Annotated in this window: 13 protein-coding genes and 1 pseudogene; 8 read left to right on the top strand and 6 right to left on the bottom strand. The window is 65.6% G+C overall.

The features are described 5' to 3' along the window. On the bottom strand, positions 1-930 hold a 930-nt coding region (locus DYI24_RS13695; RefSeq protein WP_164572685.1), incomplete at its 3' end, for a peptidoglycan -binding protein. Further along, positions 930-1,949 (bottom strand): flagellar motor protein MotA, encoded by a 1,020-nt coding sequence (locus tag DYI24_RS13690; protein ID WP_164572684.1) that lies wholly within the window; start codon positions 1,947-1,949, stop codon positions 930-932. The genes DYI24_RS13695 and DYI24_RS13690, both read right to left, overlap by 1 nt. A 180-nt stretch (positions 1,950-2,129) precedes the next feature. On the opposite strand from DYI24_RS13690, the gene DYI24_RS13685 reads away from it, so the two are divergent. From DYI24_RS13685 to DYI24_RS13670, 4 genes are all read left to right on the top strand, one after another. Next, positions 2,130-2,957 carry a DUF1295 domain-containing protein gene (locus tag DYI24_RS13685; protein ID WP_502706342.1) on the top strand — a complete coding sequence of 276 codons (828 nt, stop codon included), beginning with the start codon at positions 2,130-2,132 and terminating at the stop codon, positions 2,955-2,957. Continuing rightward, positions 2,954-3,979, top strand: coding sequence for an SAM-dependent methyltransferase (locus DYI24_RS13680; protein ID WP_164572683.1), 1,026 nt, complete (start codon positions 2,954-2,956; stop codon positions 3,977-3,979). The genes DYI24_RS13685 and DYI24_RS13680 overlap by 4 nt, the downstream gene beginning before the upstream one ends. Before the next feature lie 311 nt (positions 3,980-4,290). Continuing rightward, positions 4,291-4,458: a hypothetical protein gene (locus tag DYI24_RS13675; RefSeq protein ID WP_205502341.1), complete on the top strand. Its 168-nt coding sequence runs from the start codon at positions 4,291-4,293 to the stop codon at positions 4,456-4,458. 87 nt (positions 4,459-4,545) lie between these two features. Continuing rightward, positions 4,546-4,740 carry a hypothetical protein gene (locus DYI24_RS13670; RefSeq protein WP_107343081.1) on the top strand — a complete coding sequence of 65 codons (195 nt, stop codon included), beginning with the start codon at positions 4,546-4,548 and terminating at the stop codon, positions 4,738-4,740. A 97-nt stretch (positions 4,741-4,837) separates the two neighbouring features. Here DYI24_RS13670 and DYI24_RS13665 read toward each other — a convergent pair whose 3' ends face one another. Both DYI24_RS13665 and DYI24_RS13660 read right to left on the bottom strand, forming a co-directional pair. Then, positions 4,838-5,047 carry a helix-turn-helix domain-containing protein gene (locus DYI24_RS13665; protein WP_164572682.1) on the bottom strand — a complete coding sequence of 70 codons (210 nt, stop codon included), beginning with the start codon at positions 5,045-5,047 and terminating at the stop codon, positions 4,838-4,840. Positions 5,048-5,050: 3 nt separating this feature from the next. Beyond that, entirely contained in the window at positions 5,051-5,626 is a 576-nt protein-coding gene (locus DYI24_RS13660; protein WP_164572681.1) for a DUF2975 domain-containing protein, read from the bottom strand. Between the two features lie 78 nt (positions 5,627-5,704). Here DYI24_RS13660 and DYI24_RS13655 point away from each other — a divergent pair, with 78 nt between their 5' ends. Further along, positions 5,705-6,283: a hypothetical protein gene (locus DYI24_RS13655; RefSeq protein ID WP_164572680.1), complete on the top strand. Its 579-nt coding sequence runs from the start codon at positions 5,705-5,707 to the stop codon at positions 6,281-6,283. Positions 6,284-6,350: 67 nt separating this feature from the next. Here DYI24_RS13655 and DYI24_RS13650 read toward each other — a convergent pair whose 3' ends face one another. Continuing rightward, on the bottom strand, positions 6,351-6,953 hold the full coding sequence (locus DYI24_RS13650; RefSeq protein WP_164572679.1) for a UbiX family flavin prenyltransferase: 603 nt from the start codon (positions 6,951-6,953) through the stop codon (positions 6,351-6,353). Continuing rightward, the gene (locus tag DYI24_RS13645) at positions 6,950-8,488 is read right to left on the bottom strand and encodes a UbiD family decarboxylase (protein ID WP_164572678.1); all 1,539 of its coding nucleotides are present in this window, start codon (positions 8,486-8,488) and stop codon (positions 6,950-6,952) included. Before DYI24_RS13645 ends, DYI24_RS13650 begins: the two co-directional genes overlap by 4 nt. A 115-nt stretch (positions 8,489-8,603) precedes the next feature. Between DYI24_RS13645 and ubiT the strand changes: the two genes are divergently transcribed. The 3 genes and pseudogenes from ubiT to DYI24_RS13630 form a co-directional block, all read left to right on the top strand. Next, positions 8,604-9,149 carry a ubiquinone anaerobic biosynthesis accessory factor UbiT gene (ubiT, locus tag DYI24_RS13640; protein ID WP_107343086.1) on the top strand — a complete coding sequence of 182 codons (546 nt, stop codon included), beginning with the start codon at positions 8,604-8,606 and terminating at the stop codon, positions 9,147-9,149. A gap of 3 nt (positions 9,150-9,152) precedes the next feature. Then, the gene (gene ubiU / locus DYI24_RS13635) at positions 9,153-10,130 is read left to right on the top strand and encodes a ubiquinone anaerobic biosynthesis protein UbiU (RefSeq protein WP_011156468.1); all 978 of its coding nucleotides are present in this window, start codon (positions 9,153-9,155) and stop codon (positions 10,128-10,130) included. A gap of 68 nt (positions 10,131-10,198) precedes the next feature. Further along, positions 10,199-10,499 (top strand): annotated as a pseudogene (locus tag DYI24_RS13630) (U32 family peptidase); the annotation flags it as partial.

Genomic DNA, 10,499 nt, shown 5'->3' with positions numbered 1-10,499 from the left:
GGCGACCAGGCGCGGCGCCGGGACGCCGAGCGACATCAGATATTGCACCACCGAGATGGCGCGGGCGCTCGACAGCTCCCAGTTCGACTTGAAAGCGCCGGTGATCGGCCGCTTGTCGGTGTGGCCGTCGACCCGCACCACCCAGGGCAGCTCGGCCGGGATCTTCTTGTCGAGCTCCTTCAACGCCTCGGCGACCTTGTCGAGCTCGGCGCGGCCTTCCGGCAGCAATAGCGCCTGGCCGGTATCGAAGAACACTTCGGACTGAAAGACGAAACGGTCGCCCACGATGCGGATGTCGGGCCGGTCGCCCAGGATGGCGCGCAGGCGGCCGAAGAACTCCGAGCGGTAGCGCGACAGCTCCTGCACCCGCTGCGCCAGCGCGACGTTCAGCCGCTGGCCGAGATCGGCGATCTTGTTCTGGGATTCCTTGCCGCGCTTTTCGGATGCGTCGAGCGCTTCTTCCAGCGCGGCGAGCTGGCGGCGCAGCGCCGCGATCTGCTGGTTCAGCACCTCGACCTGCGCCAGCGCGCGGGCCGAGATCTGCTTTTCCGAATCCAGCGCCTTGTTGAGTTCGGTGGCGCGGCCGGCAGCGTCGTTGCCGGCGCCGGCGAGCCCGTCATACAGGCCCTTGACCCGGTCGCGCTCGCTCTCGGCGGCCGACAGCCCGGCACGCATCTGCGCGAGCTGCTCCTCCAGATTGAGCTTGCCGAGCTTTTCCAGCGACAGGATGTCGTTGAGCTGGGCGATCTTGGCGTTCAGCTCGGCCAGTGCCTTGTCCTTGCCGGTGACCTCCTGCGACAGGAAAAACTGCACCACCAGAAACACGGTGAGCAGGAACACGATGCCGAGGATCAGCGTCGACAGCGCATCGACGAAGCCGGGCCAGTAATTGAAGCCGGATTCCTGCCGGCGGCCGCGAGCCAGCGCCATCAGCTCTTCTCCGGCTCGCGCAGGCTTTTCTCCGGCCGCTGCACCAGGGCGGACAACAGCTCCTTGATCTCGCGGTTCTGCTCGCCCTGGGCGTCGGCCCATTCGCGGATCATCTGCTGCTCGTTGCGCATGTGCGCGACCAGGCTTTGGATTGCGTTGGCGAGGTTGGCCATCGCGGCGGTGGTGGCGCGGTTGGCGCCGCCGTCCTCCAGTGTCAGCCGCAGCCGCTCGAGCGCGGCCTGCAGGTCGGCGCTGCCGGCAAGCGCGCCATCGCCGGCCGAGCTGCGCACCGTCGAGGCCAGCCAGTCTTCGAGGTCGGTGTAGAACCGGTTCTGCGCCTGGCTGGACTGCAGATCGAGGAAGCCGAGGATCAGCGAGCCGGCGAGACCGAACAGTGACGACGAGAACGAAATCCCCATGCCGCCGAGCGGGGCGGCGAGGCCTTCCTTCAGCGTGTCGAACAGCGAGCCGGCATCGCCGGTCACTTTCAGGCTGCCGATCACCCCGCCGATCGATCCGACGGTCTCGATCAGGCCCCAGAACGTGCCGAGCAGGCCGAGGAAGACCAAGAGGCCGGTCATGTAGCGCGAGATGTCGCGTGCTTCGTCGAGCCTTGTGGCGATCGAGTCGAGCAGGTGCCGCATTGTCTGCGGCGAGATCGCGATCCGCCCGGAGCGCTCGCCGCCGAGGATCGCCGCCATCGGCGCCAGCAGGCTCGGCCGCCGGTCGAGCGCCAGCCCCGGATCGTTGATGCGGAAGTTATTGACCCAGGCCACCTCGGGATACAGCCGGATCACCTGGCGGAAGGCCAGCACGATCCCGATCACCAGTACCGCGCCGATCAGGCCGTTGAGGCCCGGATTGGCCATGAACGCGGCCAGCACCTGCTTGTACAGCACCACCACGATCAGCGCGCACAGCACCAGGAACACCAGCATCCGCACCAGGAAGATTCGCGGCGACGACAGCTTGTCGAGTTCGATCTCCATCGCGTGGCGCGGGGAAGGGCCTGAAGCCATCGTCGGTTTGGTCTCCGGTTTGCCGGAAGCGGCTGTTTCACCCAATATGGCACAGCACGGCGCGGAAGAAAGCCGTTGCGGCGGTTATCCGCCACCGCGTCGCGGGGGAACTCGAATCGAAACTCCGACGTGGCGCAGAGCGTATCTGCCGTCTCAGCATGGCAGTCGAACGACGGGTGGATGATGACGGGTGTGTATCTCGGAGCGCTGGCGGGAATCGCGGTGGCGTTGGCGGTGCTGATGGCAGGCGCCTGGGTGGTGCAGCAGCGGACCGGCAATTCCGGCTGGGTCGATACCATCTGGACATTTTCGCTCGGGCTGACCGGCGCGGTGTCGTCGTTGTGGCCGATCGATGGCGCTGTGCCGGATGCGCGGCAATGGCTGGTGGCGGTGCTGGTCGCGGCGTGGTCGCTGCGGCTCGGCTCGCACATCGCCGCCCGCACCCAGCACATTTCCGATGATCCGCGCTACGCCGCCTACGCGGCGGAGTGGGGCGCCGATGCGCCGAAGAAGATGTTCTTCTTCCTGCAGAACCAGGCCTACGCCACCATTCCGTTGGTGTTCGCGATCTTCGTCGCGGCGCATGCGCCGGCCGGCAGCTTGCGGCTGCAGGACTATCTCGGCGTGCTGATCCTGATCGTCGGCATCGCCGGCGAAGGGCTGGCCGACTCCCAGCTCAAGGCGTTCCGTGAAGATCCCGCCAACAAGGGTAAGGTGTGCGACGCCGGGCTGTGGCGGTGGTCGCGGCATCCGAACTACTTCTTCCAGTGGTTCGGCTGGCTGGCCTATCCGGTGATCGCGATCCCGTTCGCCGAGCCGCTGTCTTACCTCTGGGGCTATGCGGCGGTGGCAGCGCCGCTGTTCATGTACTGGATCCTGGTGTACGTCACCGGCATTCCGCCGCTCGAGGAGCAGATGCTGAAATCGCGCGGCGACCGCTATCGCGACTATCAGGCCAGGACCTCGATGTTCTTCCCGCTGCCACCCCGGCGCTCCGCCACGCCATGAGCGGGCTCGCCTCGCTGATCGACATCGCCGAGCGGGTGCCGCTGCCGGACGCGGTGATTCGCGCCGGCATCCGGATGCTGTGCGCCCGCACCGCCGCCAAGATGGCGCTCGGCAATGAGGCCAGCGACGCGGCATTCGCGCACGCGATGGCGGCGCGCGAGGTCGCCGAGCATCCCGACGCGGCGAACGCCCAGCACTACGAGGTCCCGGCGGCGTTCTTCGGCAAGGTGCTTGGCCCCCACCGCAAATACTCGTCGTGTTTCTATCGCGATGCCGAGACCACGCTGGCGCAGGCCGAAGCGGAGGCGCTGCGGCTGACGATAGAGCACGCCGACCTGCGCGACGGCCAGGCGATCCTCGAACTCGGCTGCGGCTGGGGCTCGCTGTCGCTGGCGATGGCTGAGCGGTTTCCCTACGCGCGGATCCTGTCGGTGTCGAACTCGGCGTCGCAGCGGCAGTACATCGAGGCTCAGGCCGCCGCGCGGCGGCTGATGAACCTGCGCGTCGTCACCTGCGACATGAATGCGTTCGAACCACACGACAAATTCGACCGCGTGGTCTCGGTCGAGATGTTCGAGCACATGATGAACTGGCGCAAGCTGATGACTTGGATCCGCGGCTGGCTGAAGCCGGGCGGGTTGTTCTTCATGCATGTCTTCAGTCACCGCCGCGGCACTTACTTGTTCGACCGTGCCGACCCTGCCGACTGGATCGCGCAGCATTTCTTCACCGGCGGAGTGATGCCGAGCCACCGGCTGATCCGGCAATACGCCGATCTGTTCGAGATCGACGAGCAGTGGCGCTGGAGCGGTCGTCACTACCAGCGCACGGCCGAAGACTGGCTGGTCAATTTCGATCGTCACCGCGACGAGATCGAAACCATCCTGCGCCCGGTCTATGGCGACGACACCGCGTTGTGGATGCGTCGCTGGCGCTGGTTCTTCCTCGCAACCTCCGGGCTGTTCGGCTATGCCGAGGGCGACGAATGGGGCGTGAGTCATTACCGCCTGAAGCCGGCCTGACTGTTCGCGCACGGGGGGGCGCGACGTGTTGTCGCTCTGCGTGTGCTGCAAAGCTCGACGATGCGCGCGCTCGTTGTGGCGCCGCTATTGCGGCCAATTCACAACACAGTGAGCAGTAGTGTTTTCATGCGGTTCTGGGCTCGAAAACCCCGCTTAATAAACAGCTAACTACATGGAACTAATCACTTCTTGGTTCCTGAGCCGGGTCGGCAAAATTGATCCGGCGCAATGCGGGCAGCGGTACTTTCCCTAGTTTTGCCTTCGACGAAAGCAGGAGGTGTGACGTGTTTCTAGATTCTGTCGGATCGCTCGTGTTGTTCCTGACGTGCGCCGTCGGCCCTGCGTTGATTGCGTATCTCGTCGTCGACGATCTGTGGCGTAAGGCAACTCAGCGTGCGCAACCGCAGCCCCCGGCTCCGGTGGTGACCGCCAAGCAGGCACCCGAGCGGCGCTTCGGCTGGTTCGCGTGGGCGAACTGAGTTCGGTGAACTAAGCTACGAGTTCAAGACGGGCGCACCCGCCGTCGAGCTTCCAGGGTGCTCATCGCAAACAGTGAGGAAAGAGCCTTGACCATTGTTGCATTGATCGCAGCGATCTACGGGCTGGTCGGCCTGATCGGTCTGGTGGCCTTGATCATCGGCGGCCGTGAGGTCGTGGCGCAGAACGCGCACTGGAAGCGCTTCGACGACGCCCATTACTGGGACGAAGCGGCGGAAGACTGGCGGCCGCACGAACACGCCTCGCGGCCTGCGACGGCCTGATCGGACGTCGATCCGCCCGCGCCGATCGCGGCGCCAACTTGAAAATTTGAAGGCCGGCACCTGCGCCTCGCAGCTGCCGGCCTTTTCTTGTTCGGTGCTACTTGTCGTCGACGTATTCGAGAATGTCGCCGGGTTGACACTCCAGCACCGCGCAAATCCGTGACAGCGTCTCGAACCGAATGCCCTTCACCTTGCCGGATTTCAGCAGCGAGACGTTCTGCTCGGTGATGCCGATCTGCTCGGCGAGCTCCTTCGAGCGCATCTTGCGCCGCGCCAGCATCACGTCGAGATTGACCACAATCGCCATCGCCTACACGAAGCTCGCATTCTCGTCCGCCAGCCGCGCCGCTTCGCGCATCACCGCCGCGACCGCCACCAGGACGCCGCCGACGATCACCGAAACATAGTCGTTGCTGGAGAACGTCAGCACCAGCAGACGTTGACCGGGGGGATTGCTGAGCGACAGCGCGAGCGCCAAAGCGGTCGCGGTGACGGGGCCAAGCAGACCCTGCGCCAGCACGGCGATGCCGAAGCGCTGCAGGTGAGTGGCTGCTGTGGTGGTGAAGACCTGGCCGCGAGCGAACTCGGCGAACAGCGACCGCACATTGACCAACCCCCACAGCATCACGGCAACCGGCACGCTGATAATCACCGCCGCCAGCGCCTGATTGCCGGCGTCGAGCGGCAGGCGCGTGCCGATCTCGCCGAGCTTGGTCAGCAGCAGATTGCGGGTCCAGCTCGGGACCAGGAAGGCGGCGCCGATCAGGCCCACGATCAGCACGATCCCGATCGTGCTCATCCATTCCATCGCGCGCGACAGCCGCACCAGCTTGGTGGCCGCCGGACCTGTCAGTCCGATCGAGGTGCCGGATAGTCGTGCTTGCATTGCAAGGCTCCATCATCTATTTCGAGATGAAATTATCGTAAAACGATAATTTATCATCGTCAAGACAGGATGAGCTCCATGTGTGTCCCCGCCTCGTTCAGATTTGCTGCCGCCGCCATGGCGCTCGGTGCCCTGACTGCCTGCAGCTCCGTTCCGATCACCTCGATGGTCAAGCTGGTGCGTACCGATCTGGCAGCAACCGATCCGGCGGCGCTGCGCATTGCCGTGCGGTTGCCGCAAGGGCTGCGGCCGCGCCGGGTCACTCTGCGCGTCACCGTGGCGGTGGGCGCGGATAAACGCGAGCAGGCGTTCGTGCTGGCCGATCTCGACGATCCCGGCGAACTGTTGTCGCTGAAGGACGAAGTGACGAACGACACCATGATCTACGCCTTCCGGATCGCACCCGAGGATGTGCCGAGGCTGCTCGCGGTCCGCGACCAAATGGCGGCTCACAAGGCAAAGGGCGAGCGCGGCTCGCTGACGATCGGGGTCGGCGCCGAAGCCTGCCGTACCGGCACGCTGCCGGCCAAGACTCTGGTCACGACGTATCTGAAGACCGAGCGCACCGGCGACTTCTTCCCGCTGACGCGCGACGTCGACCTGCGCAAGGACGTGCCGAAAGAGGCTGTGCCCGAGCGCATTCCGCTGTGTAACTAAAAGGGGCAGTTCTTCACTTCTCCCCGCGCGCGGGGAGAAGGAGCAGGCCGTGCATCGAAGGAGCGGCTCAGGGCTTCGGACAGGTCGGCGGGGTGTCGTCGGACCATTCGGGAGCCGACAATTCCAGATCGTTCAGGCCGAGCAAGCCGATCGCGCGCAGTGCCATGTGGTCGACCATTTCCGAGATCGAGCGCGGCCGCTGATAGAACGCCGGCGACAGCGGCGCCACGATTGCGCCGATCTCGGTCGCCTGCGCCATGCTGCGGATATGGCCGAGATGCAGCGGCGTCTCGCGCAGCATCAGCACCAGCCGGCGCCGCTCCTTGAGCTGCACGTCGGCGGAGCGCACCAATAGATTGTCGAGGTCACCGTGGGCGATTGCCGACAGGGTGCGGATCGAACACGGCGCCACGATCATGCCGGAGGTGCGGAACGAGCCGGAGGCGATACAGGCGCCGACGTCGTCGATTTTGTGAAAGCGATGCACCAGGTCGGCGGCGTGATCGAGTGCGTTCGGTCCGACCTCGTAGCCGATGGTCCGCCTTGCGGCTTTCGACACCACCAGATGCACTTCGCAATCGACCGAGGCCAGCAGTTCGACCACCCGCAGCCCCACCGCAGCGCCCGAGGCGCCGCTGATGCCGACCACGATGCGGTGCTGCGTGCTCATCGGATCAGTCGGCGTTGCCCGGCCGCCGGCTGATGTTCCGGCGACAGCCCGAGGCTCGTCCACATCGCATCGACCCGCGCGATCACGTCTTTGTCCATCTCCAACACCTTGCCCCACTCGCGCTCGGTCTCGGTGCCGATCTTGTTGGTGGCGTCGATGCCGAGCTTACCGCCGAGTCCGGATTTCGGCGAGGCGAAGTCGAGATAATCGATCGGGGTGTCGCTGATCGACACCATGTCGCGCGAGGTGTCGCACCGCGTGGAGACCGCCCACATCACGTCGGCCCAGTCGCGGACATCGACGTCGTCGTCGACGATGATCAGGAGCTTGGTGTAGCTGAACTGCGGCAGCATCGACCACAGCCCCATCATCAGCCGGCGCGCCTGGCCGGGGTAGCGTTTCTTGATCGAGGCGACCGCGATCCGATAAGAGCACGCCTCCGGCGGCAGCCACAGATCAACGATCTCGGGGAATTGACGCCGCGCGACCGGGAGGAACACGTCGTTGAACGCCTCGCCGAGCCGCGACGGCTCGTCCGGTGGCCGGCCCGTGTAGGTCGACAGATAGATCGGGTGCCGGCGCATGGTGATGGCGGTGATCCGCATCACCGGGAATTCCTCGACCGCGTTGTAATAGCCGGTGTGGTCGCCATACGGCCCCTCCGGCGCAGTTTCGGTCGGTGACACGAAGCCTTCGAGCACGATCTCGGCATCGGCCGGCACGCTGATGGGAATGGTTTGGCACGGCGTCAGACTTGGCCGCTCGCCGCCGAGCAGGCCGGCGAATTTGATTTCCGACACCGTCTCCGGCAGCGGCAGCACTGCGGAGAGAATCATCGACGGATCGGCGCCGATCACGATCGCGACCGGCATCTCGCGCTTGTCGGCTTTCCACTGGTGGTGGTGCTTGGCTCCGCCACGATGCGCCAGCCAGCGCATGATGAGGCGATCCTTGCCCAGCACCTGCATCCGATAAACGCCGACATTGTCGGTGCCGTGGGCGCGGGGCGGCTGCTTGGTGAAGACGAGGCCCCAGGTGATCAGCGGCGCCGGCTCTCCGGGCCAGGGGATCTGCACCGGCAGCCGGCCGAGGTCGACCGCGTCGCCGGTCAGCACCACTTCCTGCACCGGCGCCGATTTCGCCATCTTCGGCCGCATCGCCAGTGCGGCCTTGGCCATTGGCAGTTTGCTCAACGCGTCGGTCAGGCTCTGCGGCGGCGCCGGCTCTCGCATCTCGGCGAGCGCCTCGCCGAGCCGCGACAGGTTTTCCGGCAGGATCCCGAGGCCCCAGGCCACCCGTTCGACCGTGCCGAACAGATTGACCAGGATCGGCATCTCCGACGGCCTGCCGTCGGCCTTGATCGGGTTTTCGATCAGGAGTGCCGGGCCACCGGCATGCAGCACGCGGCGATGGATTTCGGTGAGGTCGTGGACCACCGAGACCGGCTTGCGGATGCGGTGCAACTGTCCGCGTGATTCGAGATAGCCAATAAACGCACGCAGATCAGGGAAGGGCGGTTTGACGCGGCTCAGCATGATGTCTCCCTGCGGACAACACTGGTCAGCACTTGCCATCGACGCTGTCTTTGATCAGGCGCAAAGAAGTACCGTCGGGGCCGGGCTACGCGGACTGTTCACGATAAGGTGGCCCATGTCGGTATCCAATTCGTCCGTCTCCAGGATGCCCGTGCCGCTTGCCCTCGCGACGCGGGTGTTGCCGCTGTTGCCACTGCAGGTGCTGCTCGGAATCTGCTTGCGCGAAATTCGCGCGCGCCATCCCCGGATCTTCGATCGCCTCGGTCCGCACACCGGCAAGCGTTACGGCCTCGCGCCGACTGACCTGCCGATTGCGTTCGTTCTCGAGCCGCGTCGGATGAGTCCGCGGGTCACGGTGGTGCGTAAGCTGCCCACCAACATCCACGCGCGGATCGCGGGGCCGCTGTCGGCGCTGATCGGCATGACCGACGGCTCCTATGACGGCGACGCGCTGTTCTTCTCGCGCGACATCGAAATCGACGGCGACATGGAAGCGGTGGTCGCGCTGCGCAATGCGATCGACGATTCCCGCGTCGACTTCCTGAAAGAGTCGGTGGCGTGGTTCGGCCCGCTGGCGGCGCCGATCGAACGGATCTTGCGCAGCCTGGTCGGCGCGCAGCCCGGCTATCGCGAAGAGCTGGGTGTCGGAGGCGGAGGTTAGAGCATGGAACTGATCTGTCCCGCTGGTACGCCGGCAGCGCTGCATGATGCCGTCGCCGCAGGCGCCGACGCGATCTATTGCGGCTTCAATGACGAAACCAATGCGCGCAACTTCCCGGGGCTGAACTTCAGCCGCGAGGAGATGCGGGAGTCGATCGCGCACGCGCATCGCTACGGCACCAAGGTGCTGGTAGCGATCAACACCTTCGCGCGCGCCGGCAATGTCGAGCTGTGGCAGCGTGCGGTCGACGACGCGGTCGAGGCCGAAGCCGATGCGCTGATCCTCGCCGACGTCGGCGTCATGGATTACTGCGCCAAGACTCATCCGGAGCAGCGGCTGCACGTCTCGGTGCAGGCGGCCGCCGCCAATCCGGATTCGATCCGGTTCTATGTCGACAGCTTCAACGCGCAGCGCGTGGTGCTGCCGCGCGTCCTCAGCGTGCAGGAAATTGCCGCGATCACCAAAGAGGTGAAGGTCGAGACCGAGGTCTTCATCTTCGGCGGCCTGTGCGTGATGGAAGAGGGCCGCTGCTCGCTGTCGTCCTACGCCACCGGCAAGTCGCCCAATATGGACGGCGTGTGTTCGCCGGCCGCCTCGATCCAGTATCGCGAGCAGAACGGCTCGCTGGTGTCGCGGCTCGGTGAGTTCACCATCAACAAATTCGCCAAGGGCGAGGCTGCGGCGTATCCGACGCTGTGCAAGGGCCGCTACCAGACCGACGAAGGCTGCGGTTATCTGTTCGAAGACCCGGCCAGCCTCGATGCCACCACGATGCTGCCGGACCTGCGCGCCGCCGGCGTTGCGGCGCTCAAGATCGAAGGCCGCCAGCGCGGCCGGGCCTATATCGAGCGGGTGGTGAAGACCTTCAAGGACGTGCTCGCCGCGCTCGACGACGGCCGGCCGCTCCCGGTCGATGCACTGCGCGGCCTGACCGAAGGCCAGTCGACCACCACCGGCGCCTACAAGAAGACCTGGCGCTGACAACGTGGCGCCGACGCCTGTCGGCGCCGAGTGATTTTTCGCGAACCACCTACAGCGAGGCTACTCCCATGCAACTCACGCTTGGACCGGTGCTGTTCAACTGGAAGCCGGAAGAGTGGCGCGACTTCTATTTCCGCATCGCCGACGAAGCGCCGGTCGATACCGTCGTGGTCGGCGAGGTGGTGTGCTCGAAGCGCCAGCCGTTCCTCGAGGAGCACATCCCGGCGGTGGTCGAGCGCCTCGCCGGCGCCGGCAAGAAAGTGCTGATGGGCTCGCTGGTGCTGATGTCGCTGCCGCGCGAGCGCAAGGCGATGGCCGAGCTCGCCGCCGACGACGGCTTCATGATGGAGGTCAACGACCTCTCCTGCC

The organism is Rhodopseudomonas sp. BR0C11 (assembly GCF_010820945.1).
GTDB lineage: Bacteria > Pseudomonadota > Alphaproteobacteria > Rhizobiales > Xanthobacteraceae > Rhodopseudomonas > Rhodopseudomonas palustris_H.
This window is presented reverse-complemented; position numbering and strand designations above follow the sequence as displayed.

Excerpts from the sequence above, each read along its gene's own strand:
- DYI24_RS13690 (WP_164572684.1), bottom strand. The coding sequence starts at position 1,949 with ATGGCTTCAGGCCCTTCCCCGCGCCACGCGATGGAGATCGAACTCGAC.
- DYI24_RS13685 (WP_502706342.1), top strand. The coding sequence starts at position 2,130 with ATGATGACGGGTGTGTATCTCGGAGCGCTGGCGGGAATCGCGGTGGCG.
- DYI24_RS13680 (WP_164572683.1), top strand. The coding sequence starts at position 2,954 with ATGAGCGGGCTCGCCTCGCTGATCGACATCGCCGAGCGGGTGCCGCTG.
- DYI24_RS13665 (WP_164572682.1), bottom strand. The coding sequence starts at position 5,047 with ATGGCGATTGTGGTCAATCTCGACGTGATGCTGGCGCGGCGCAAGATG.
- DYI24_RS13660 (WP_164572681.1), bottom strand. The coding sequence starts at position 5,626 with ATGCAAGCACGACTATCCGGCACCTCGATCGGACTGACAGGTCCGGCG.
- DYI24_RS13655 (WP_164572680.1), top strand. The coding sequence starts at position 5,705 with ATGTGTGTCCCCGCCTCGTTCAGATTTGCTGCCGCCGCCATGGCGCTC.
- DYI24_RS13650 (WP_164572679.1), bottom strand. The coding sequence starts at position 6,953 with ATGAGCACGCAGCACCGCATCGTGGTCGGCATCAGCGGCGCCTCGGGC.
- DYI24_RS13645 (WP_164572678.1), bottom strand. The coding sequence starts at position 8,488 with ATGCTGAGCCGCGTCAAACCGCCCTTCCCTGATCTGCGTGCGTTTATT.
- ubiT (WP_107343086.1), top strand. The coding sequence starts at position 8,604 with ATGTCGGTATCCAATTCGTCCGTCTCCAGGATGCCCGTGCCGCTTGCC.
- ubiU (WP_011156468.1), top strand. The coding sequence starts at position 9,153 with ATGGAACTGATCTGTCCCGCTGGTACGCCGGCAGCGCTGCATGATGCC.